The 24,240-nt window shown below is 48.5% G+C and carries 21 protein-coding genes; 15 read left to right on the top strand and 6 right to left on the bottom strand.

Annotated features, from left to right (window positions below):
- The first annotated feature begins 56 nt into the window (after positions 1–56).
- From H6G45_RS02385 to H6G45_RS02355, 7 genes are all read left to right on the top strand, one after another.
- Positions 57–4,010, top strand: coding sequence for a DNA-directed RNA polymerase subunit beta'' (locus H6G45_RS02385; RefSeq protein ID WP_190596242.1), 3,954 nt, complete (start codon positions 57–59; stop codon positions 4,008–4,010).
- Between the two features lie 341 nt (positions 4,011–4,351).
- Positions 4,352–6,481, top strand: a complete 2,130-nt coding sequence (locus H6G45_RS02380; RefSeq protein ID WP_190596239.1) for a ComEC/Rec2 family competence protein — start codon at positions 4,352–4,354, stop codon at positions 6,479–6,481.
- Positions 6,478–6,627: a hypothetical protein gene (locus H6G45_RS02375; protein WP_190596237.1), complete on the top strand. Its 150-nt coding sequence runs from the start codon at positions 6,478–6,480 to the stop codon at positions 6,625–6,627. The genes H6G45_RS02380 and H6G45_RS02375 overlap by 4 nt, the downstream gene beginning before the upstream one ends.
- A gap of 226 nt (positions 6,628–6,853) precedes the next feature.
- Positions 6,854–7,090 carry a hypothetical protein gene (locus tag H6G45_RS02370; RefSeq protein WP_190596236.1) on the top strand — a complete coding sequence of 79 codons (237 nt, stop codon included), beginning with the start codon at positions 6,854–6,856 and terminating at the stop codon, positions 7,088–7,090.
- 217 nt (positions 7,091–7,307) lie between these two features.
- A complete protein-coding gene (gene cobQ, locus H6G45_RS02365) occupies positions 7,308–8,825 on the top strand; it encodes a cobyric acid synthase CobQ (RefSeq protein ID WP_190596234.1) in 1,518 nt (505 codons plus the stop codon).
- A complete protein-coding gene (locus H6G45_RS02360; protein WP_242018010.1) occupies positions 8,825–9,868 on the top strand; it encodes an amidohydrolase family protein in 1,044 nt (347 codons plus the stop codon). The genes cobQ and H6G45_RS02360 overlap by 1 nt, the downstream gene beginning before the upstream one ends.
- Positions 9,840–10,079, top strand: coding sequence for a 2Fe-2S iron-sulfur cluster-binding protein (locus H6G45_RS02355; RefSeq protein ID WP_190596230.1), 240 nt, complete (start codon positions 9,840–9,842; stop codon positions 10,077–10,079). Before H6G45_RS02360 ends, H6G45_RS02355 begins: the two co-directional genes overlap by 29 nt.
- A 5-nt stretch (positions 10,080–10,084) precedes the next feature.
- Here the strand turns inward: H6G45_RS02355 and H6G45_RS02350 are convergent, their stop codons facing one another.
- On the bottom strand, positions 10,085–10,537 hold the full coding sequence (locus tag H6G45_RS02350; protein WP_190596227.1) for a hypothetical protein: 453 nt from the start codon (positions 10,535–10,537) through the stop codon (positions 10,085–10,087).
- A 348-nt stretch (positions 10,538–10,885) separates the two neighbouring features.
- Between H6G45_RS02350 and H6G45_RS02345 the strand changes: the two genes are divergently transcribed.
- From H6G45_RS02345 to H6G45_RS02335, 3 genes are all read left to right on the top strand, one after another.
- The gene (locus H6G45_RS02345; protein WP_190596225.1) at positions 10,886–11,590 is read left to right on the top strand and encodes a cupin domain-containing protein; all 705 of its coding nucleotides are present in this window, start codon (positions 10,886–10,888) and stop codon (positions 11,588–11,590) included.
- Positions 11,591–11,673: 83 nt separating this feature from the next.
- Complete coding sequence (locus H6G45_RS02340) at positions 11,674–12,474, top strand: extracellular solute-binding protein (RefSeq protein WP_190596224.1); 801 nt, start codon at positions 11,674–11,676, stop codon at positions 12,472–12,474.
- 351 nt (positions 12,475–12,825) lie between these two features.
- Entirely contained in the window at positions 12,826–13,674 is an 849-nt protein-coding gene (locus H6G45_RS02335; protein ID WP_190596221.1) for a hypothetical protein, read from the top strand.
- 112 nt (positions 13,675–13,786) lie between these two features.
- On the opposite strand, the gene pyk is transcribed toward H6G45_RS02335, so the two are convergent.
- Positions 13,787–15,208: a pyruvate kinase gene (pyk, locus tag H6G45_RS02330; RefSeq protein WP_190596219.1), complete on the bottom strand. Its 1,422-nt coding sequence runs from the start codon at positions 15,206–15,208 to the stop codon at positions 13,787–13,789.
- Positions 15,209–15,283: 75 nt separating this feature from the next.
- Complete coding sequence (locus H6G45_RS02325) at positions 15,284–16,510, bottom strand: NAD(P)/FAD-dependent oxidoreductase (protein WP_190596217.1); 1,227 nt, start codon at positions 16,508–16,510, stop codon at positions 15,284–15,286.
- 363 nt (positions 16,511–16,873) lie between these two features.
- On the opposite strand from H6G45_RS02325, the gene trxA reads away from it, so the two are divergent.
- Positions 16,874–17,197, top strand: coding sequence for a thioredoxin (gene trxA / locus H6G45_RS02320; RefSeq protein WP_010873851.1), 324 nt, complete (start codon positions 16,874–16,876; stop codon positions 17,195–17,197).
- Between the two features lie 152 nt (positions 17,198–17,349).
- Here the strand turns inward: trxA and H6G45_RS02315 are convergent, their stop codons facing one another.
- Both H6G45_RS02315 and H6G45_RS02310 read right to left on the bottom strand, forming a co-directional pair.
- Positions 17,350–18,303: an asparaginase gene (locus H6G45_RS02315; RefSeq protein WP_190596215.1), complete on the bottom strand. Its 954-nt coding sequence runs from the start codon at positions 18,301–18,303 to the stop codon at positions 17,350–17,352.
- 64 nt (positions 18,304–18,367) lie between these two features.
- The gene (locus tag H6G45_RS02310) at positions 18,368–18,883 is read right to left on the bottom strand and encodes a CGLD27 family protein (RefSeq protein WP_242018009.1); all 516 of its coding nucleotides are present in this window, start codon (positions 18,881–18,883) and stop codon (positions 18,368–18,370) included.
- Positions 18,884–19,062: 179 nt separating this feature from the next.
- Here H6G45_RS02310 and wecB point away from each other — a divergent pair, with 179 nt between their 5' ends.
- Entirely contained in the window at positions 19,063–20,178 is a 1,116-nt protein-coding gene (gene wecB / locus H6G45_RS02305; protein ID WP_190596211.1) for a UDP-N-acetylglucosamine 2-epimerase (non-hydrolyzing), read from the top strand.
- A gap of 440 nt (positions 20,179–20,618) precedes the next feature.
- Positions 20,619–22,082: a sodium/glutamate symporter gene (locus H6G45_RS02300; protein ID WP_190596210.1), complete on the top strand. Its 1,464-nt coding sequence runs from the start codon at positions 20,619–20,621 to the stop codon at positions 22,080–22,082.
- A gap of 83 nt (positions 22,083–22,165) precedes the next feature.
- Here H6G45_RS02300 and aroH read toward each other — a convergent pair whose 3' ends face one another.
- Positions 22,166–22,549, bottom strand: coding sequence for a chorismate mutase (gene aroH / locus H6G45_RS02295; protein ID WP_190596208.1), 384 nt, complete (start codon positions 22,547–22,549; stop codon positions 22,166–22,168).
- 203 nt (positions 22,550–22,752) lie between these two features.
- Here aroH and H6G45_RS02290 point away from each other — a divergent pair, with 203 nt between their 5' ends.
- Complete coding sequence (locus H6G45_RS02290) at positions 22,753–23,946, top strand: tetratricopeptide repeat protein (RefSeq protein WP_199309536.1); 1,194 nt, start codon at positions 22,753–22,755, stop codon at positions 23,944–23,946.
- A gap of 73 nt (positions 23,947–24,019) precedes the next feature.
- Positions 24,020–24,235, top strand: coding sequence for a hypothetical protein (locus tag H6G45_RS02285; RefSeq protein ID WP_190596447.1), 216 nt, complete (start codon positions 24,020–24,022; stop codon positions 24,233–24,235).
- Positions 24,236–24,240 lie beyond the last annotated feature (5 nt).

The following is a 24,240-nucleotide window of genomic DNA, read 5'->3' as shown; positions in this document are numbered from 1 at the left end:
GCTTCCTGATATCTGCTAACTGCTAACTGCTCCCTGATAACTGAGTAACTGAAAAAATGACCTTCTATAACTACACCATCGACAAAGGCCGCCTGAAAAAACTCATTGCCCTTGCCTACCGTCGTTACGGTTCTGCTCGCTGTTCCCAGTTGGCCGATGAACTGAAGGAACTAGGGTTTCGTTTTGCCACCAAAGCGGGGGTTTCTATTAGTGTAGATGATCTGACAATTCCTCCAGAGAAAAAACAGATGTTGGAGGCGGCGGAAAAGGAAATTCGCACCACGGAGGAACGCTATGCCCGGGGAGAAATCACCGAAGTGGAACGGTTCCAAAAAGTAATTGATACTTGGAACAGTACTTCAGAAGAATTGAAAGACCAGGTGGTGGTTAACTTCCGTAAAACCGACCCTCTCAACTCCGTGTACATGATGGCTTTCTCCGGTGCCCGGGGGAACATGAGCCAGGTGCGTCAGTTGGTGGGAATGCGGGGTTTGATGGCCGATCCCCAGGGGGAAATTATTGACTTGCCCATTAAGACCAATTTCCGGGAGGGGCTGACCGTTACTGAGTATGTAATTTCTTCCTACGGTGCCCGTAAAGGTCTGGTGGACACGGCTCTCCGGACGGCGGACTCTGGCTATCTCACCCGGCGTTTGGTGGACGTATCCCAGGACGTAATTGTGCGGGAACAGGACTGTGGCACCGAGCGCAGTCTGCGGGTCACAGCTATGACCGATGGGGACCAAGTCAAAATTAGCTTGGCCGATCGCCTGTTTGGTCGTTTGTTGGCTAAGGATGTGGTGGATGGCGAAGGGAATGTCATTGCAGAGCGTAACCAGGAAATTGATGAAGCGTTAGCTAACCGCATCGCCGCTGTCACCGATGAAGTTTACGTCCGATCGCCGTTGACCTGTGAAGCGGCCCGGTCTGTGTGCCAAAACTGCTATGGCTGGAGCCTGGCCCATGGTCACAAAGTTGACTTAGGGGAAGCGGTGGGGATTATTGCCGCCCAATCCATTGGGGAACCTGGTACCCAGTTGACCATGCGGACTTTCCACACTGGGGGGGTATTCACCGGGGAAGTGGCCCGCCAAGAAAAGGCTCCCGAAAACGGCACAGTTAAATGGGGCAAGGGTTTAAGCACTCGTAAAGTCCGTACCCGCCACGGGGAAGATGCGGAACAGGTGGAAATAGCCGGGGATTTGATCTGGAAAGGGGAAGGGAAAAAGGCCGCCAGCCAGACCTACTCCCTCACCCCCGGTTCCCTACTGTTTGTGCAGGACGGGCAAACGGTGACGGCCAGCCAGTTGATGACGGAAATTTCCCTCTCCAAAACCCAACGTTCCACGGAGCGGGCCACCAAGGACGTGGCCGGGGATTTGGCTGGGGAAGTGTTGTTTGATCGCCTGGTGCCAGAGGAAAAAACCGATCGCCAGGGGAATACCACCCGGATTGCCCAACGGGGGGGGCTGGTGTGGATTCTCTCCGGGGAAGTGTATAACTTACCGCCCGGAGCGGAACCGGTGGTGAAAAACGACGAGCAGGTGGAAGTCGGCAGCATCATGGCCGAAACCAAGCTGGTCACCAATGATGGCGGGGTAGTTCGCCTGGTGAGTAACCGGGAAATTGAAATCATCACCGCCTCCGTGCTCCTGGACCAAGCCCAGGTAAAGCTAGAAAGCAGTGGTGGCCGGGAACAGTACGTAATTTACACCGCTGATAAACAACGTTTCCTGCTCAAGGCCGCTCCTGGTACCAAAGTGCAGAACCATAGCATTGTGGCGGAATTAATCGATGACCGCTACCGCACCACCACCGGGGGCATGATTCGCTACGCCGGGGTGGAAGTGGCCAAGGGCGGCCGCAAACAGGGCTACGAAGTCACCAAAGGTGGCACCCTGCTCTGGATTCCCGAAGAAACCCACGAAATCAACAAGGATATTTCCCTGTTAATTGTGGAAGATGGCCAGTATGTGGAAGCAGGCACGGAAGTGGTCAAAGACATTTTCTGTCAATCCAGCGGCATCGTCGAAGTGGTGCAGAAAAACGATATTCTGCGGGAAATTATCATCAAACCCGGCGACTTCTACCAAGATGTGGACCCCGGTTCGGTGAAAATTGAAACCGGCCAATTGCTCCAACCAGGGCAGGATGTTTTCCCCGGTGTCACCGTTAGCACCCTCAGCCAAGCGGAGTGGATTGAAAGCCCCGAAGGCAATGGTTTACTGCTCCGGCCCGTGGAAGAGTACAAAGTGTTTGATGAGCCCGCCGCCCCCTCCCAGGGTTCCCAAAATGAAGAAGGGGGTCGCCAAATTGAATTGCGCTCTGTTCAGCGTCTGTTCTACAAAGATGGCGATCGGGTGAAATCCGTTGAAGGGGCTCCCCTGCTCAGCACCCAGTTGGTGTTGGAAATTTATGGCAGTGGCAATGAAGGTATTTCCCACCTTTCCGCCGATATTGAACTGCAGGATGACGAGGAGGAGGATTGCCAGCGTTTACAGTTGGTGATTCTAGAATCCTTGGTACTGCGGCGGGACCAGGAGTCCGATCCCCTCGGTGGGGCTTCCAAAACCCGTTTATTGGTGCAGGACGGCGACCAAATTCCTCCGGGAGCGGTGGTGGCCCGGACTGAAATTCAATGTAAGGAAGCCGGCATTGTCCGGGGTATCAAGGAAGGACAGGAATCCATCCGTCGGGTGTTACTGGAACGGGAAGCCGATCGCCTAGTGATGGATCTACCCAGTGCCCCGGAAGTCAAACCAGGACAACTGTTGGTGGCAGGGCAGGAATTGGTGCCCGGCGTCAAACTAGAAGAGTCCGGTAAGGTACTGGAAATTAACGGTAAAGGAGACAACTATCAATTAGTTCTACGGCGGGCGCGGCCCTATCGGGTTTCCCCTGGGGCAGTGCTCCACATTGAAGATGGAGACCTGGTGCAACGGGGCGATAACCTCGTACTGCTGGTGTTCGAACGAGCCAAGACTGGAGATATTGTCCAGGGTTTACCCCGGATTGAGGAACTTTTGGAAGCTCGGAAGCCCAAGGAGGCCTGCATCCTTGCTCGCGCCCCTGGGGTCTGCCAAGTGGAATACCTCGAAGATGAAAGTGTCGATATCAAAGTGTTGGAAGACGATGGCACCGTGAGCGAATATCCCCTCTTGCCAGGGCAAAACGCCATGGTTACCGATGGCCAACGCATTGATGTTGGGCACCCCCTCACCGATGGTTACAACAACCCCCACGAAATTCTGGACGTGTTCTTCAGTTACTACGTGGACAAGGACGGTTGTTACCAAGCGGCCCTTAGGGGCCTCCAAGCGGCGCAAAAATTCCTAGTCAATGAAGTGCAAACGGTTTACCAATCCCAAGGGGTAGATATTTCCGATAAGCACATTGAGGTAATTGTCCGGCAGATGACGGCCAAGGTCCGCATTGATGACGGAGGAGACACCACTATGCTCCCAGGGGAACTGGTGGAACTGCGCCAGGTGGAACAGGTCAACGAAGCCATGGGCATCACCGGTAGTGCTCCCGCCCGCTATACCCCCGTGTTGTTGGGTATCACCAAAGCTTCTTTGAATACCGATAGCTTCATTAGTGCGGCTTCCTTCCAAGAGACCACCAGGGTCCTCACCGAAGCGGCGATCGAGGGTAAATCCGATTGGCTGCGGGGCCTGAAGGAAAACGTGATTATTGGTCGGCTCATTCCTGCGGGTACGGGGTTCAGTAGCCACGAGGAAATTCTGGGATTGGTGGAAACCCAGGATGATATCCAAGGCTATATGATTGAGCCGATTGAATTACCCACGGCGAAGAAAAAAGCCAGTGCATCCAAGGTGAAAACCAAAAAAGTTGAAGCCGATGACGACTTGTTAGACGACACCAGGGCCCGGGCCTATGCGGGCACTCAACTCAGTCAGGATGACGAAGAGTTTGAAGAAACCTACGACACCGATGAGGATGATTTCGACATGGATGACGACGACGATTTTGAAGACGATGAGGATTAAGGATAATCCCTGATTCTTTGAGCTTAAAGACGTTTAGCATCCCCATCTTTATCTTTCTAGCTAATTAGCATCCCTTCCCCTTCTCCGGGAGGGGATTATTTTTTTTGCGGACTGCTATGCTTTAGTACGGATACCGATTTCCTAAGTTCCAACCACCAATACAGCAAATTCCAAATCAACCTGATATTGACAGAACCGTTGTAACGCTTATTCGGCAAAGGTTTTGCTGTGCCCCTTAGATTTTGCTGTGCCCCTTAGATATCGTAACCGCTGTAAAAATTGTTTCCCTTTGCTTCCCCTCGTCGGGAAGATTTTGGGAAAATTGACATGGAGTTAAACTGATGCGTTTCCATCCCCTGGCCCTGATTTGTCTCAGTTTTATGCTCGGATTATTGGGGGCAGGGCTAGATGTGGACTGGTTTAATCTCCAGAAGGGGGCTGCCCTAGCGGTGTTGTGGTTTCTGGCTACGGCGATCGCCGTTATGTTTATGCCCCTAGTTTGGCGACGGGGGCCGACTAGATGGCAGTGGTTGCTGGCGGGCATGATTGCTTTGCTGGCCAGTTATTACGCCCTTTGGCGCACTCCCCAGCCGGGGGTGAATGACATTAGCCGTCTGCTAGATCCTCCGGCCAAAAGTTTTCAGACCATCACGGCGATCGGCACTTTAACAGCGGGGGGTAGGGAAAATGCCCAAGGTCAACAACAATTTTGGCTCCAGATAGAGCAGTGGCAACGACCACCGGAACAAGAATTCCGGCCCCGTTCTGGCACCGTGTACCTGACCCTACCCATGGCGGAAAAACCCTGGCAACAATGTCAGCAAATACGAGTCACCGGTTTGTTATACCGTCCCAGTGCACCCCAGAATCCAGGGGCGTTTAATTTTGCCCAATATCTGGCTCGTCAGGGTATTTTTGCTGGGTTAAGGGGGGAAACGGCGACGCTGGTGGGGGAAAAGTTTTGTGGTCTCAATCCCCTACGGCAAAGGATTGTCAACGCTCAGACCGCCTGGTTACAAGCCCAAGGGCAAGGAAAATGGCCAGGTTTGCTGATTAGTTCTATTGTCCTGGGAGCGAAAGCAGTTAATTTGCCCACGGAATTACGCAATCTTTTCCAAGCGGTGGGGCTTTCCCATTTCCTGGCCGCTTCTGGCTATCAAGTTTCCCTGCTGGTGGGCACCGTATTGCTCCTGGGCAGAAAGGCCGGTGTCAGTTCCAAATTGGCGATCGCCGTTGGGTTGATTATCTTGGTATTTTACCTGGGTTTAACGGGGCTGGAACCATCAGTGATCCGAGCTAGTTTGCTCTGGGTGGGGGTGATGGCGGCCCTAGTCAGCGGCCAAAAATTAAACACGGTGGGGGCATTGTTGCTCATTGCCACAGGGATGCTATTGGTTAATCCCATCTGGAGCCAAGCTTTGGGTTTTCAACTCAGTTTTTTGGCCACTTTGGGCATTGTGGTGATGGTGCCGGCTTTGCAACAACGGCTGGACTTTTTGCCGGGAAAAATTGCCGCGGTAATAGCGGTGCCCCTAGCGGCCAGTATTTGGACTACGCCCATTCTTTTGCAACAGTTTGGCTATTTTATCCCCGCTGCCTTACCCCTGAATATTCTGATTACGCCCTTGCTGGCCCTGTTGAGCTTGGGAGGCATGATCAGTGCTCTGTTCGCCCTCATTTTTCCACCCTTGGGTAGCGCTTCGGCTTGGTTGCTAGCTTTTCCCGCCCGTTGGTTAATGGCGATCGCCGCTCAATTTCAACAATTGCCCACGGTGGCGGTGGGGGAAGTGGGGCTGGGACAAGTGGTCATAATCTACGCTGCTTTTGGTTTGATCTGGGCCTTTCCCTGGTGGCGACGGCGTTGGGGCTGGGTTACGGTATTTTTGCTCGCAATAATCATTTTGCCCCTCATTTTTGCCCTGCAAACTAGGGTGGAGTTGACCATTTTTGCTAGTAAAAAATTTCCTGTCATTGTGGCTCAGGCCCCCGGCACGGTCACAACTATCACCCAAGCTGAAGATCAGTCCGCGGCCAGATTACTGGCTCCTTTCCTGGCTCAAAAAGGAATTAGCCAAGTTGATTGTCAATTAACCATAACTCCCGCCATGGTCGGTCAACCGCTGCCGCCCTCTTGCCCCCATCTAAGTTGGGTAGAAATCAACCCAGCAATTTTGCAACTGGAATTTGGCCAACAACGCTGGTGGATTTTTCTGCAAGTCCCCCCAACCGATCAAACTCCATTGCAGTTACCGCTGGATCAGCGACCCCAAACCATCATCTGGGTTGGCCAGTTTTTTCCCTACAGTTGGCTGGATAGTTTACGACCTCCCACGGCGATCGCCATTGCGCCCTATGTCAGCAAAGATTTGAGGCAAACAGTGGCAAAATACCGGGGTCAATTGTGGGTAACCGGACCGGGCGCTATCCAATGGAATCCTCGTCAGGGCTTTAATTCTGCCCTTGATCTGTGAGCAATTCTTTTAGAAAAGTCAACTTTCCTTCTACTAATCCCGGCGATCGCCGCTATCCCCCTCTTTGGGAAAGAAAAGCCCAAGCCAGTCAATGTTGTTGCCTGACCCATTCCATCGTCCTTACTTGCCAATGTCACGATTTGTGAACTTAACCCCGCGCCTTATGCCAATATTGCTCAATTTTGTTAAAGTCGATACAGAATTTATTCATTTTATTCTTTTCGACTTTGCTTGGTAACAAGAATCCTGGGGAAATTGCCTGGCATTTTGTCACCCTTATGGCCACAGGGTCTGGAACCCAACACTGTTTCGTCCCAACCGTTCCTAAGTCGGAGAGGCATAAAACCTTTTGAGCAATATGGAGGAACGCTGATGAATACCACATCCCCCATTGACTGGGATGAAATGTTTGAGTATTTGCCGGGGACAATAGTAGAACTCAAATCCGAACCAGGGGTTTTATATCAAATTGACTGTTACGAAACCAGTATGGTCCCACCCATTTGGCTAGTGGGGGATCCACGGCCACGCTATCCCCACCAAATGCGGATTGTGTCGCGCCAGCAGGTTAAAGCTTGTGAATTGGAACTCGAACCATCCTTTGCCTGATGGGACAGACTCCAATGACCCGTTATTGAAGTTGTGATTCCCAAACCTGAATGCCATGGCAATGGGGATTTTTCAAACATAAACTCAGCCATAACAACACAAAGCCAAAACGCTGGGTGTAACAACGGATGACCGAGAGAGGGATAATACAATGGAATTCCCACTAGAGTTGGCATACTCCGGTTAATCCCTCATCAGACCTCAGCAAAATTTGGCTATGAAAGCAATTATGGTGGTTGGTACCACGTCCCATGCCGGGAAATCCTTTTTAACCACCGGTCTGTGTCGCCTGCTCCATCGTCGGGGTTATCGGGTCACCCCCTTTAAAGGACAAAATATGGCCCTCAATGCCTTTGTCACCGTTGATGGCGGGGAAATGGGCCACGCCCAAGCAGTGCAAGCCTGGGCTGCCGGGACTGTTCCCAGGGTGGCCATGAATCCCATTTTGCTCAAACCCCAGGGGGATATGACTTCCCAGGTGATCATGTTGGGTAAGGCCGTAGGCACAACCAGGGCCCAGGAATATTACCAAAATTACTTTGACCGGGGCTGGCAGGCGATCGCCGCATCGTTGGAAATTTTAGCCCAGGATTTTGACGTCGTGGTGTGTGAAGGGGCCGGTAGTCCAGCGGAAATTAACCTTAAACATCGAGACTTGACCAATATGCGGGTGGCCAGTCATCTCCAGGCCGCCACCATTCTTATTGCCGACATTGACCGGGGCGGTGTGTTTGCCCATGTAGTGGGGACTTTGCAACTGCTAGAACCAGAGGAAAGAAAATTAATCAAAGGCATTGTCATCAATAAATTTCGCGGCCAGCGTTCTCTCTTAGACAGTGGCATTACTTGGCTGGAAGAATATACAGGTATTCCCGTGTTGGGAGTCATTCCCTATGGGCAAAATCTCTTCTCAGCGGAGGATTCCCTCGATTTACTGGAAAGAAGTGGTCGCCCCAGCCCAGAAGATATTCGCATAGTAGTACTCCGCTTGCCCCGCATCGCCAACTTCACCGATTTTGAGCCGTTGGAGGCAGAATCCGGTGTTTATGTCGATTATCTTCCCCTGGAAAAACAGTTGGGCAAGCCCGACGCCGTAATTATTCCCGGCAGTAAAACCACGATCGCCGATTTGCAAGCGTTACAAAACAGTGGCATGGGTCAGCAAATTATGGCCTACGTCCAAGCCGGCGGCACTGTGATGGGCATTTGCGGCGGCTATCAAATGCTGGGGCAAACCATTGCCGATCCAGAAAATATCGAAGGCAGTCTCACTAACTGCCAAGGGTTGGGGCTCTTCCCCCTGACCACCGTCATCACCCAAGAAAAAATTACCCGCCAACAGGAAACCATCAGCTACGCTCCCCAGCCAGGTTTAAGGGTCACTGGCTACGAAATCCACCAGGGCATCAGTCGGCGATCGGAGCACAGCCAAGACTTTCTGCCCCTGTTTGACCAAGAAGAGCTGGGAATGGTTAATGGGCAACAAAACCTCTGGGGCTGCTACCTCCACGGCCTATTCGATAACGGTACCTGGCGACGGTGTTGGTTGAATAATCTACGGCAACGACGGGGCTTGGGACCATTACCAACTGCCATTGGCAATTATCAAGAACAACGGGAAGCTATGTTAAATTCATTAGCGGATTTTGTCGAAACCCATGTCAACCTCAATCCGATTTTGTCGTCATTCCCAGGGGAAAATTCAGACACTTTAGTTAATAGTTTTTTAGGATGATGAAACGAATTGCTGTAGAAGAGGCTTTTGTCACCCAGGAGATTGCTGACGAGTGGACTAAGGTTCTTGCCAAGGGGGCAAAGAACGAACCGGGTTTTCGCAAAATGGGCGAAACGATTCTAGCGGACAGTCCTGGCACAAGAATTATCCACGAGCGGCTAATAGACCTCGGCGCTGGACGCATTGCTCATATGGATGCCACTGGCATTGATATACAAGTTATTTCCATTACTTCCCCAGGTGTACAGGTATTTGAGCCTGAGTTGGCCATAACCCTTGCCCGTCAGGCTAATGATCAGTTAAGTGAAGCTGTCAAAAATTATCCTGATCGTTTTGCCGGACTAGCAGCAGTGGCCCCCCAATGCCCCCAAGCCGCCGCCATGGAAATTGAGCGAGCCATACAGAAACTTGGGTTGTGCGGTGTATTAATTAATTCCCATACTGGCGGAAAATATCTCGATGACAAGAATTATTGGGAAATTTTTGCCGCTGCCGTAGCCAACAATGCCCCCATTTATCTTCATCCTCGCACCCCTTCTCCAGAGATGATTTCTCCCTTCCTGGACTATGGACTCTATTTTGCGGGCTGGGGATTTACCGTTGAAACTGCAACCCACGGTTTGCGCCTCATTATGGGCGGCGTATTTGATCAGTTCCCGAAATTAAAAATTATTTTGGGCCATATGGGGGAAGGATTACCGTACTGGTTACAAAGGATAGATAACCGTTATTCACTGCAGGTAGAAATTGGCGCAGTGCCTAAAATGCCTCGTCTGCCTAGCGAATACTTCAAAGATCATTTTCTCATCACCACCAGTGGGGTTTGTTCCCCACCTGCTCTGCGTCATGTGCTAGACGTACTGGGTGCCGATGCCGTACTCTTCGCCGCCGATTATCCATATGAGTCGGTTGAAGAAGCTGTTTCTTTCTTGGATAATGCACCAATTTCTGATCAGGAAAGACACAAAATCTACCAAACAAATGCTGAAAAACTATTTAGATTAGGAATTACCAATGGCAGTAACGATACGCTTTCTACCTGATGATGTGACTGTGATGGCCAGGGCAGGGGAACCTATTTTAGATGTGGCAGAAAGGGCTGGAATTTTCATCCCCACCGGATGCTTGATGGGTTCCTGCCATGCCTGTGAGGTGGAATTGGGGGACGGCACTCCCATTTGCGCTTGCATCAGTGCGGTACCAGTGGGGGTAAACGAATTAGAGATCAATCTCTATGATGACCCCACTTGGTAATCCACTTAAATTTCTTCAAACCGCAGATTAAGGTTGATGGTGTCAGGGCCAAGCATCGTTCCCTGAATGACCAGCACTACTGATTTTTCCGCATCTTTTGGAGTCAAAGTTAGCCCGGCGGGGGTATCAAACACAATGCTAAAGCCCCAGTCTCCCTGGGTAGCATTAATGGTTCTTTCCTCATAACCCAGTTTAGTGAGGACATCTTGGTAGAACTTAACCGTGGGGGCTGGTTTACCCTTAGTTTGGAAATTTAATCCCTGTTGTCCATAGGCATTGGCCATAAACATACTACCCACATTGTTCGGACTGCCCTGGGGCCTGGGGAGCTTCACTAAAATATCCGCCGCATTGGCCTGGCTGACAATAAAAGGCCGGGTCTCAAAAGTGACAGGAGCTTGTTCAATGGCGGTGGGCGAAATACTCAATAGGGCGGTAAAAATGGGGAATAATGACATGATCTTGCTGTTTTTCAAAAATTAATCCCCAGTATACTGCCCTTGGAAAAATAGCCACTATGGGCGTGTAAACTTTGTTTACCCTGACTGAATCAATATATTGGGTCAATTGCTGCGATAATTGGCATAGTATTCGGATCAAGGACTTTTAACTCCCTAAAACGAGGTTAATTGCCCTTTTTCTCCGCCATGTCACCGTCCACTCCGCCGTAGTTGACAACTTAAGACAATGGCCGCCACAAAAAACTATGGTTTAAAACAACTGTGCATGAAATCATCTTACCCAGAGAGCTAATGACGACATATCTATGGTTTTTGTCTGGTCTAAAATTTACTCCATAGTTGATTGTGAAAATAAAAATTAATCTCGTCAATAAAAAAAGCTTTCCCTGGATAGTAGTTATTTCATTAGCTTTATTTTTGTTAATTCAAATAATTTTTTCTGTTAATCCTGTCTTAAGTCAGAGCACCAAAGAAAATAACAAAGTAGCAACTAGATTAGAAGTCCCAAAAATAGCGCCAATCAAGATTGAAGATGGGACACAATTAGCTAACAATCCTATGGCCAGGGAAATGGGTGAAACTCAGTTTAGCTGTGAACCAAGAGAAGTGGAAGTTTATAAATACAAAGCCGGAACTATTTCCTACTGTAGAAAAAAGAACTTTCCCGTTGCTGAAAATGACACTGCTAGGGTGGAAATAAAGCCAGGCGCGGCTCGCACCCCCCATTGGCATGACACTTGGGAAGAACAAATTTTGATCTCAGGTAAGGCAAAAACAGTTTTGATTGATCCTAAAGGCAAAGTATTTGAGCAAAATTTAGAATCAGGCAATCTCGTTTTTATTCCTTCAGGCTGGACCCATTGGTCTGAAACCGTTGGTAATGAAACAGCTACTTTCATTTTCTTATTTCCGGCAAATTTCAAAACTTTTGAAGTTCTAGATTCGATGGTCGCCATTAATAATCCTTTAATGGAGTCAATTCTTGGCTATGATCTACCAAAGGGCAATACTGATCATGATCTATTGATTATGATCAATAAAAATCCTTAGTTAATCTCGTCACTAAACCAACGTTAATTCAAATACAATTTCGCTTCACTTTTTATTATTAATTACGGAATAATTCGACTACCATGAACCGGAAAACAACTTCCCTGGGATTGTTATTATTTTTCGCTTGTATGCTCCGTGGCGCAACATTTGCCAATCCGATCGCCGATAGCGACTATCAACCAAAGGATGGCGTCGTTAGACTATATGGTGCCGGAGGACCACACACCGCCATTATCCGGGCCGGTAAACTCTTCACTGCAAAAACGGGTATTCCTGTGGATGTGCAGTTTGGACCAGAAAGTCAATGGTCTCAGAATGCCCAGCGTGATGCAGACATAATTTGGGGCACTTCGGAGCAATCAATGACTGCCTTTTTGGAAACCTATAAAGAATTCAATAGCAATGATGTGGAACCAATTTATCTGGCCACATCGGTGATTGCCGTTCGTAAAGGTAATCCTAAAAACATCAGGGGATTTGATGATTTACTCCGTCCCGGTATGAAAATTGTTGTCACCGAAGGAGCGGGTGTTTACAACACTTCAGGCACTGGCGTATGGGAAGATATTGCCGGTCGCACAGGTTCCCTTGATGATATCAAAGCTTTCCGTCGCAATATTATTGCTTTTGCTAAGGGCAGTGGCGCTAGCTTTCAAGCATTTAAAGAGATGAACGCAGACGCGTGGATAACCTGGAAAGATTGGCCCATTAACCATCCCGAAGAAGCTGAATGGGTTGAACTTTCTCCTGATCGAGTTATTTACCGAGATTTAAATGTTGTCACCAACGCCAAGGCCGATCCAGGGGCGGAGCTATTTATTGATTTTCTGCAAACTGAAGAAGCAGAAGCGATATTTCATTCGGAAGGCTGGTCAAAGTAAAGCGTTTAAGATTTTGTTTGAGAAGTTGAGTTGTCGGAGTTAAATTCCTCCTATTCTTCCTTGACAAAGGGAGAATTTGAGTTAAATACTCTTTTTATTAGGGGATTAAAAGGAATAAATCCATTGCTCTAAATTTTTTAAACATTCTCTAGATTCTTTGATTAAAATTTTGAAAGATTATAGACAAAACATTTGTTCGGCGACTAAATTTACAGCAATTTTTGTTACTTTAGAAAATTTTTTAACTATTTTATATCAAGGAATGCCATGACTGACACGATCAATTTAAATTTATTTAAATCTCTCTCTTTTTTGGTCAAATTAACTGATTAAATTTTCGATATAAACTCTATGGATAAAAACCTTAAAATCTCTGCGTTTAAGGATATTTCGGCTTTTTTATTAACAACTTTACAAAGTCAGACCAGTATTAATTTGGATATCAAATATGTCAAAAATGCAGATGAGGCCCATCAGGATTTAAAACAAAATCTGGCCCATATTATTTTGATGTCCTATGACGATACACTCTCAATTGCTTTGGAGGAACAATACTCTGACATTCTGGCAATTCTTCCTATCCATGGCGGTATGTTGGATTTATGTGGTGAGATTAATCTACAAACTAGGAAAAATCGCATTGGCATTGACACAGATTCAGGTTACGCCAGGGCCCTACGCTTATTTTTGCGCCATCGATATTCTCCCGAAGACTATGGCAAGTTATTATTCATCAAAGCAGGGGCAACAAATATTCGCTATGAAGCGTTGAGAGATAATTCACTGGATGTTACTCTCCTCAATCCGCCATTTTCCTATCAACTAAATATTCATCGTGATCCGGAGTTTCAAACATTTCTGGGCGATTATCAGGGGGTAGTTGCCAACACAAATAAAACTTTTTGGTATGACTATGAGTATCATCAGTTATTGCAAAGCTTTATGACTGACTACTACGCAATGATCAAGAGAATACAAAATAATTACCAAGAATCGATTGAAAGCCTGGCCAATTACTACGGCATTTCTAAACCAATAGCTACTAATATTTACAATCGTCTTTGGCAAAACAACGGATTGAGCACAACCTATGAATTTCTCGATTCACATTTGCGGAGGACGGAAGCAATTTTTGCTCAAGATACCGGCATTATCATCCCCTCCGAACGGCACTGGTTAGAGCAATTTCACGGACATTAAAGAAAATTGGGGTGAAACTTTATCTTGATTAGCTTTCGCATGGGATTCAAAAACCTTTCTCATCTGCATTTGCCGCTACCATCAGCGCCTCAGCCTGAATGTTAGACATAATTTAAGAAATACGATGGATCTTAAGAAAATTAGTGCCCCTGGGAATTTTTGTCGGAATTCCCGCCATAATCAACAACTGATCGCCCTTTTGCACCATTTTTCGATCCTTTAATAGTACCTCCGCCTGTTGGATTAAGTCTTCAAAGGTGTCGAATTCTTCGTCAATTAAAAAGGGAATAATACCCCAAACTAAGTTGAGGCTATGGTAAACCTTTTCTGAGGGGGTAAAGGCAATAACCGGCACCGATGGCCGTTGATTGGAAGCCAGCAGAGAAGTAAAACCAGAGGTGGTGAAGGTGACAATATATTTCAAGTCTAAAATTTCGTCGATGACTACCAACGCTTCACTTAGGGCATGGGTTTCCGTATTTTCGATTGGTGGATTGTTGGCAAGATGGAGACCCAACTCCGTTTCTTCGGCAATTTTACGCAACATTTGCACTGATTTAACAGGATATTGTCCCACTGCCGATTCCCCGGATAACATCACCGCATCGGTACCATCCAAGATAGCGTTGGCCACGTCACTGGCTTCTGCCCTGGTGGGTCGGGAATTATGAATCATGCTGTCTAGCATTTGGGTGGCGGTAATGACCGGAATGGCCCGCACGTTACAACGCCGGATGATTTCCTTTTGCAGGCGGGGCACTTTTTCTGGGTTTACTTCCACCCCTAGATCGCCTCGGGCCACCATAATGCCGTTGGAAACTGCCACAATTTCTTCCAGATTTTCGATCGCCTGGGGTTTTTCGATTTTGGCAATGACCGGCAGGTCGGGATGGCCCCGTTCGGCCAAAAATTGTTTGAGGTTGTGGATATCTTCCCCCTTACGGACAAAACTAAGGGAAACCCAATCAATGCCTTGGCTTAGGCCAAATTCCAGGTCCTGCTTATCTTTGGCAGTCATGGAAGGTAGGGTTAGCACTAACCCCGGTAGATTGACGCCTTTGCGACTTTTGAGGACGCCCCCCGTCACCACTTCACAAATTACCTCCGGATCTTTAATCGCCACCACTTTCATTTCCAGCAAACCATCATCCAACAAAATTCTTTCCCCCACCTGGGCCTCCGCCGCCAAATGGGGATAGTCAATGCCCACCGCCTCACCATGGCGATCGACAACTTCCACCGGCACCAAACAGATTTTTTCCCCTTCCCGCAGTTGTTTTTCTCCCCCTGGCAACTGACCAATGCGAATTTTGGGTCCCTGTAAATCCTGCAGAAGAGTAATGGGAGTATCCATTTCCTGCTCCACCGATCGCAGCATTTTGACCATGGTGGCGTGGTCCTCGTAACTACCGTGGGAAAAATTGAGCCGGGCCACATTCATGCCCGCATCCACCATCTGACGTATCACCTCCACCGAACTACTGGCGGGGCCAATGGTGGCCACAATCTTGGTGCGATGACTTAGGGGTCTCATAAAACTTCACCGGGGGTTAATCTGGGCTGGCACTGGAATTCTAGTCCAACTTACGGAGGGGGAATTAAGGGAATGTTATGGAGCCGCCATCCCTTGGGCTGCCAACCAAGCTGTAGTCCAGGCATTTTGAAAATTAAAACCGCCGGTAATACCATCTACGTCGAGGATTTCCCCGGCAAAATGTAAACCTGGGCAACAACGGCTGGCCATGGTTTTAAAATCGACTTCCTTGAGGGTAATACCCCCACAGGTAACAAATTCCTCTTTGAACACCCCTTTGCCTTTGATCTGACAGTGGTAGCGGTGGATATTATCCGTTAGTTGTTGTTCCTGAACTTTGGAAAAATCGGCCCAGCATTGCCCCGGTTTAATCCCCGCCTGGGCCGTTAATCTCTGCCAGAGTCGTTTGGGAAGGGCTGTGGGGCTAAAATTAGCAATTTGTTTGCGGGGATGGTTTTGCTTTGTCTGTTGCCATTGGGCCATGGATTCCTGGGGGTTAACTCCCGGTAACCAGTTGAGCCAAAGGGGATGGTCATAGCTTGACGCCTGCAATTGCCTTGCTCCCCAGGCAGATAATTTCAGCACCGCCGGGCCGCTCAGCCCCCAATGGGTAATCAACACCGGGCCTGCTTGGCAATAGGTTCCTTTAAACTTTGGCGACAAACTCACTAGGGCCTTTTCCACACTGACTCCGGCGAGGTCGGTCAACGGGGCATCGGGAACATTAAAGGTGAACAAAGAGGGCACCGGGGCCTCGATTGTATGTCCCAATTGTTCCGCCCAGCGATAGCCCAAAGGATTACTGCCCGTGGCCAACAAGAGGCGATCGCCGTTAATTGTTTCCCCCGTCTTCAGCAACACTTGAAATTTCTCCCCCTGTTTGGCCACTCCCTGTACCGGCGACCTTGTTCTTAGTTCCACTCCCGATCGCCGCGCTGCCGCTAATAAACAATCCACAATGGTGGCAGAATCATCGGTAACAGGAAACATTCGGCCATCTGCTTCCGTTTTCAGTTGCACCCCCTCCGCCCCAAACCAGGCGATCGTTTGTTGGGGTTGAAAACGACTGAACGCTCCCCGTAACGCCTTCCCCCCCCGGGGATAATTTTGCACTAATTGTGTTGGGTCAAAACAATGGTGGGTCACATTACAACGACCACCTCCAGAAATGCGGACTTTAGCCAGGAATTTTGACCCCGCCTCCAATAAAATTACTCTGCCCTCTGGTAGATTTCTTGCACAATTAATTGCCCCAAAAAAGCCTGCCGCTCCTCCCCCCACCACAATTACAGTTCTTGGCATAGTTCTGATTAACCTTTAGACCTGGGTTTCTCCAGAAAATAGATCCGATAGACCCAAAAATCCCTTTAAAAAACTTAACAAATACGGAACTCCCCACCGGCGAAACCCCTAAGACCCCCGTCCCAGCCTGTACAATGAAGAGGGCGGAGACGTAAGTTTCCGTTCACTCCTCACACCACACTCCGCCTGGATGATGTTCGGGCGGTTTCTTCTTATCTGCTCACCATGGAGGGAAGTGTGACACCAACTGTGACAAAAGATGAACAAATTCTAAGTTTCACGATATTTTTCCATACAGAGGTCAACAATTGGTTATGGTAGTATTCTAATCAGCCCATCACGAGGTTTAAAAGGATTTCCAGTATGAGTGCTACCCCTCAAGTTTCCGACGCAAGTTTCAAAGAGGATGTATTAGACAGCGAGTTACCCGTGCTCGTAGACTTTTGGGCTCCCTGGTGTGGCCCTTGTCGCATGGTGGCCCCCGTCGTTGATGAAATCTCACAACAGTACGAAGGCAAGGTCAAAGTCGTTAAGTTGAACACCGACGAAAACCCCAATACCGCTAGTCAGTACGGCATCCGCAGTATTCCCACCCTAATGATTTTCAAAGGGGGTCAGAGAGTGGACATGGTGGTGGGAGCTGTGCCCAAAACAACCCTTGCCAGCACCCTAGAAAAATATCTTTAAGCGCTGGTCTCCCTGCTTTGTGACGGTTTCCCTCCGGATCGTGCCCCTCCCTAGGACACGGTCTTTTTTGTTGGTTTTTTGCCCTGGAGGAAAAATAACAACCACGGGGTAAAAGTTTTATCTTGTCCCCGTCTTTTAATTGTCATCGCAGGTTAAAGCATGGCCAATTCGCCGATCACTTCCAGACGTTTATATCTACCCAGCCGGACAAACTTTTCCGACAGAGTTTCCGCCACCTGGGGAGGAATCCAACCCATTTGTTGGAGCAGATGAATGGCTACGGCGTACTTAGCTCGTTTGGAGCCATCCTTAACTTTGATTGCTAAACCCAAGCCTTCTCCCACTCGGCCCACACATTGCACCCCTTCGGCACCGGACTTGCTGACCAATTCCCCTTCCATTTGTTGCATAAGTTCCGTATCGAAACAGCCTTCCCCGGCAACAAAATAGGGATAGTAGGTCATGGCCCGAGCGACCCGCTCTAAACCCAATTGTTGTCCTGAAGCTAACAGTGCATACAAGTGGGCTATTTGTCCCAACTCCATGGCGTAGGTAGGGGCCCCACAGTCATCGTGGGCGGCGATCAATTCCGCTCCGGGCATACCGAGAAGATCGGCAACCTTGGACAAAATTAGTTTTTGAATGGGACTGCTTTGTTGCAAATAACTGTGGAGCGGCCAGTCCTGTTGCTGGCAAACGGCCAACATACCGGCATGTTTACCGGAGCAACCATGGTGCAGGGGGCTTTCCTGTCCTGGTGGAATGGGACATTGTAAGGCTTGGGGCTCAATGTCGGCCCGCCAAAGAATGTTAAATACTTGCCGAGCCTGTTCAATGGTGCCTTGGTGGGAACCACACATAATGGCCAGGTCTTTGTCGGTGAGGCCATAGCGCTCCATGGTGCCAGTGCTGGTGACGGCCAGGGCCTGAAACGGTTTGAGGGAAGAGCGAATGAAGGCGTTGCTGGTGCTGTTACCGGCAAGCATTAAAACCCTTCCCCTGTCGTCGTACACTGTGGCTTCGGCCCAGTGCTGGGATTCGATGATGCCTTCCCTCAGCAAATGCACTTCGATGGGGGGAGTGTGGGGGCGTTTTCCTCTGCTCATGCTGTTGGATTTAAGGCTCGGTGGTAATGTTTTTCAGGCTTGGGTTTTTTAACCTGTTTCAATTCTAGGCACTAATCAGTCGAAACATTGCCCAGAGGAGTAGATCGATCGCCATGGTGACCCCCAGGAGTTTAAAGGTCACTTGCCAGCGTTGCAGTACAGGGTTAACTTGATAGCGCAAAATAAGTTGATCTCTGGTTTGCACTTCTAGAGGTTTGCGCCATACTTGGCCATCGTACCAACCGGATTCTTCGTAGGTGACGGTTTCCGCCTCCAGGCGATCGCCAACGTAACGCCAGCCCAACATCAGCCGCAACACAAATAGGGATAACAGAAGACAAATACCGAGCACAATCAAAAAACCGCATTGAATTGGTTGCTTTTCCACCGAAAAACTGGCAGAGGCGATCGGGCTGACAATGAAACTAATCAGCAGAGCTAGGCGGGTTAGGTTTTTGCCGTAGCCGAGGAGGTCTATTTGACCCCAGGAATATAACCAGGCAGATTTGAGGGCTTCGTATTCGTTGACCGGTTGTTGTTCCAGGGGCACCGGACAGATTTTTGGGGAAGATTCCCGCATCGGCTTCATGGGGTTGGGGGGATAGGCTAGAGGATTTAGTATAATTCCTTCCCATTTTGACCCAGAATTTCGGTGAGCACCAAGTTACCCTTGACTAGAAAAATTTGGCCAATTTTGCCCCAAGCCGATTCCCCCGGGGCCCCTCTCCGCTAACCTGGGATTATCTGTGTTGGTGACCTATGCCTGTATCTCCCCTATCAGTTTGTATTACCCTGGGTACCCGCCCCGAAGCGATTAAATTAGCCCCGGTTATCCGTGCTTTCCTGGCCCAGCCTGATATGCACACCCAAGTGCTGTTAACAGGGCAACACCGGGAAATGGTGCAACAGGTCATGGATTTATTTGCATTGTCGGCGGATGATGATCTGGCCATCATGCAACCGGGACAAACCTTGACGGACATCACCCAGGGTTGTTTGGAAGGACTAGGACAACTCTGGCGGGAAAAACCACCTCAATTAGTTATTGTTCAGGGGGATACCACCACGGCCTTTGCGGCGGCCCTGGCGGCTTTTTACCAACAAATTCCCATTGGCCATGTGGAAGCGGGTTTACGCACTGATAATTTGTTTAACCCCTACCCAGAGGAAGCCAATCGTCGACTAATTTCCCAGCTTGCCCAGTTGCATTTTGCCCCCACTACCTTAGCGGTGGAGAATTTACGGCGATCGGACGTCACCGGGGAAATCCATTTGACAGGCAATACGGTCATTGACGCTCTATTGACAGTAGCCGACCAAAAACCCGCTTGCCCCATTGAAGGTTTGGATTGGCAAAAGTATCGAGTTTTGCTGGCCACAGTGCATCGCCGGGAGAATTGGGGGGAGCCCCTGCAGGATATTTTGACTAGCTTTGAGCAAATTCTAGAGCAGTTTCCCGACACGGCTTTACTATTGCCCATGCATCGTAACCCCACTGTGCGGGAGCCAATTCAACAAGCTTTGGGCAATCACCCCAGGGTTTTCCTCACAGAACCATTGGACTACGCCCAATTAGTGGGAGCCATTCAGCACTGCTATTTGTTATTGACCGATTCTGGTGGATTGCAAGAAGAAGCCCCCAGCTTAGGCAAACCAGTGCTAGTTTTGCGGGAAACCACCGAAAGACCAGAGGCGATCGCCGCCGGGACAGCGAAATTAGTGGGGACAAATCCGGCCACAGTTACGAAGGCCGCCGGGGAGTTACTGAGCCAGCCCCAGGCCTATGAACAAATGGCCAATGCCATTAATCCCTTTGGGGACGGCACTGCGAGCCAAAAAATCATCCAAATTGTCCGTAATTATTTCCAACGCTAACTTGAATATTCTTATCCTGCCCATGTTTAACGGGCCGTTCTCCTAACCCAGAAAACAAAATATCTTTTGGCAATATTTTAGTTATTCGTAGCTAATTAAAATGAAATTGAGATAGACGCAGGGCTCGTAACAGTAAATAAAATTCCCTGGGGTTATGTTGGTCACAACCACAGACTTGATTGACTAGATCATTCGTATGAAGAGCGACATCAAAGCGTGACCATCGCAGGGAGAATTTTGTAGCCGATATTACAGAAAATCCAGATCAATACAAGATAGCATCGAGCCCCGCTTGCCATACCTAGCGGGTTAAGCATATTTACCCCTGGGGTGAAATACTTTTAAATTGTACCAAGGGCGAGACTCCCAACTTTCGCCGCTAATTTATCCCCTGGATCTTGCCACCGCTACGAAAAAAAACGATTATCATAACTATCAAAATGCTTAGTTTAATCAATGTTTTATTTGCGTTTATCACCCTGGCGATTTTAATTCTGGCAGGTAGATTTATAAAACAGAAAATTAAACTATTTCAAAAATTATATTTACCAGAATCGATTATTGCCGGGGCGATCGCCTTATTGTTGGGGCCGGGGGTAGTTGGTTCCATTGCCGTGGCCCTGGGGGTGCCTGCAGATGGTTATTTGGCGGGGGGAGTATTCCCCGAAACTACCCGCACTGTCTGGACCCAGTCTCCTGGAGTATTCATCAATATAGTTTTTGCGGCCCTATTCCTAGGGGAAACCATTCCAAAACCGAAGGAAATTTGGCGTAAAACTTCTCCCCAGGTGGCCTTTGGCCAGACGTTGGCTTGGGGGCAATATGCCTTGCCCATCCTGGTAACTTTATTGATTTTAATTCCTCTGTTCGATGTTGATCCGATAATTGCTTCCCTGGTGGAAATCAGTTTTGAAGGAGGCCATGGAACTGCCGCCGGTATGGCGGAAACTTTTAACAGATTAGATTTTCCTGAAGGTGGAGATTTAGCCCTGGGATTGGCCACTGTGGGTATTGTCACTGGGGTAATTGCCGGAACGGTTTTGGCGGATTGGGGCAGGCGCAACAATTACATCCAAGAAATACCGACGGAGGTAACATCGGGAGACGCCCAATTTCAACCCACTGTCCATCTGGAAAGTGATCGTGTTTTGAGCAGAAGGGCTCAGTTAATGCGCAACCTTTTAATTGATCCCCTATCTTTGAATTTTGGCTTTACAGCTTTAGCGGTGTTAATCGGCTGGATAATTTTAGAGCTACTCAGATTGTTGGAATTTTTTACCTGGGGAAAAACGGGTTTTGAATTGGCTGGAGCCATTCCTTTATTTCCCATGGCTTTGATTGGCGGTATCATTGTCCAACTAATTATGAAAAAGTTGGATTTAGATTCCCTGATTATTAGAAATTTACAGGAAAGAATTGCTGGAGTTGCCTTGGATTTGGTGGTGGTAACGGCCTTAGCCTCGATCAAGTTGCAGGTGTTGGGAGCTAATTTGCCCGTTTTTCTCAGCTTGTCCTTGGTGGGCATTATCTGGAACATTGTGGCATTCGTCTACTTAGCCCCGAAAATTTTACCTAGTTATTGGTTTGAAAGAGGGATTGGTGATATGGGTCAATCCATGGGAGTTACCGCCACAGGAATTCTGTTAATTAAAATGGTGGACCCCCATAACCGCACCGGCGCCTTTGAAAGCTTTGCCTATAAACAATTATTTTTTGAACCCATTGTTGGTGGTGGATTATTTACGGCGGCGGCCCCCACTTTAATTCGTCAATTTGGTCTGATTCCCATGCTGATTTCCACCTCTGGCCTATTAGCTTTTTGGCTAATTTTTGGTTTCTGGAACTACAAGGTGATTAAACGGGAAATGATGGCTGAGGCGGACTCCCCGAACCCAGTTAGTTGACATGGAATTTCATGGAACAATCGACACACTGAAAATTAGGTTTATTCCGTTGCTCAACAGGTCCAGTGTTTAAAATTAAGGTCTTAAAACCGAGCCAAATGCCAGTCGGGGCGCAAACTGCGGGCTTGGCGCAAATAGGCGTGGTACATTTCTGACTGGGGACTTTGGCTGTTGACGTGAATTAACACCCGAATGCACCGTTCTAAGCTACCTTTGACATACATTTGTTGCACATCTAACAGCGGTACATTTTCCCAGCGGGGCCTCTGCCTGGCGATCGCCGCCGGAAAAATTGCATCGAGGTCGGGGGTAACGGAGAAAGTGACGCTGACAATGTCCTCCGGGGGGCAGGCGTTGTTTGCTTCGATGACATCCAGCAGCTCACAGACCGCATCTCGGATTGCCTCAGAGCTATTTTCCGAAACCGTCGTTGCACCCCGAATTGCCCGAACTTTCCAGTCCACCACCCTCAACCTCCTCGTTAATCGCTAGTAAGTTTAGTCTTTTTGAGTTGAATTTAATCTAATCGGTCTAGTTACGGGGGCAAAAGTTCCCCGTTTAGCCCTATCCCAAAGGTAAGGGACTATTTTGTTTGGAAACCACACCCATCTTACCGGACAATTCGGTTAGGATGATTGACTGACCTTTTGCCGATTTTGCTTAAATCCCTATGCCTCGCCTCAGCCTTTGCATGATTGTTCAAAATGAAGCCGCTTTCCTGGGGGAGTGTCTGGCCAGTGTGGCGGGTCTAGTGGATGAAATGGTCATAGCGGACACGGGGTCCACAGATAATACAGTGGAAATTGCCACCCAAGCAGGGGCCAAGGTGATCACTGTGCCCTGGGAAGATGACTTTGCCCTGGCCCGCAATCAGTCCCTGGCGGCCACCACGGGGGATTGGTTGTTAGTGCTCGATGCTGACGAAAGGCTGAATATTCTGGTTAAAGATGGCATCCAAAAGGCGATCGCCATGGAAAATGCCTTAGTGGTGAATTTAATGCGCCACGAACTGGACAGTAACCAATCCCCCTATTCGTTGGTATCCAGGCTATTCCGTCGCCATCCGGCGGTGCAGTTTAGTCGTCTTTACCACGAAACCATTGATGACAGTGTTTTGGCTTTACTGGAACGGGAACCCCATTGGCAAGTGATTGATTTACCAGGGGTAGCCATCCTCCACCAGGGCTATAGTCCCACCTTGCTTAAGGAACGGGGCAAAACCCAGCGGGCCAAGCATTTGCTCGAAAAGGCCATAGCGGACAGTCCCCAGGACCCTTACATCTGCAGTAAGTTAGGGGCTTTATATTTCAGTTTGGGGGATGAAAAAGAAGGAGTAAAACTACTCAAACAGGGTCTAAAACGCAACACAGCTTCCATTCCTGTGCGGTTTGAATTGCACTACCATCTGGCCAATGCCTACCGCCGCCAACAAAAATGGGAGCTGGCCCGCAAACATTATCAAAAAGCCCTCGACGAAGAAATTTTACTGCCTCTAAAATTAGGCGCTTTGATTAATTACGGTGCCTTTTTACAAGACTTAGGGGAATTGGGCGAAGCCATTAAGGTTTATCAAGCAGTGGTTCACATTGATCCTTCCCAGGCGATCGCCTTTTTCAACTTAGCCATGATTCACAAAGCCCAAGGAAACTTACTCGAAGCTATTAAGGGTTATCAACAGGCCATTGCCCTCCAACCGGACTATGCCGAAGCCTATCAAAACCTAGCTGTTACCAGCTTTAAGGCTGGTCTAATCCAAGAAAGTGTCGATGCTTTTCAACAGGCGATCGCCCTTTATGAACAACGACAATCTCCGGAGGCAGAGCGACTCAGGAAAAATCTACAGGAAATGGGTTTGATCGCATAGCCCATGAAATTACCCAATGCCGCCCAGGCAGACTATCTGGAAAAAATTAACAACTACTGCCTTAATTTTGACTATGGCAGAGGCAAGGATAAAGCCTATCTATTTCAAAAAAAAATTAGGGATTACCCTAGAAAATGCTGAAATTCTTATCCAGGCTATTGAAAAAGCTATAATAACTGAGCCAGAAACGTTGAATGGTATTTATGTGCCACCGAAAAATAAGCAGAATAACCCTATAGCAAAGCAAATTCATCACCTTAGTGCTAACTCCCTTAGCCAGTGTACATAGCTTAT

This window comes from Synechocystis sp. FACHB-383, from assembly GCF_014698605.1.
Lineage (GTDB): Bacteria > Cyanobacteriota > Cyanobacteriia > Cyanobacteriales > Microcystaceae > Synechocystis > Synechocystis salina.
The sequence above is the reverse complement of the archived record's forward strand: the minus strand, read 5'-3'. Positions and strand labels throughout refer to the sequence as shown.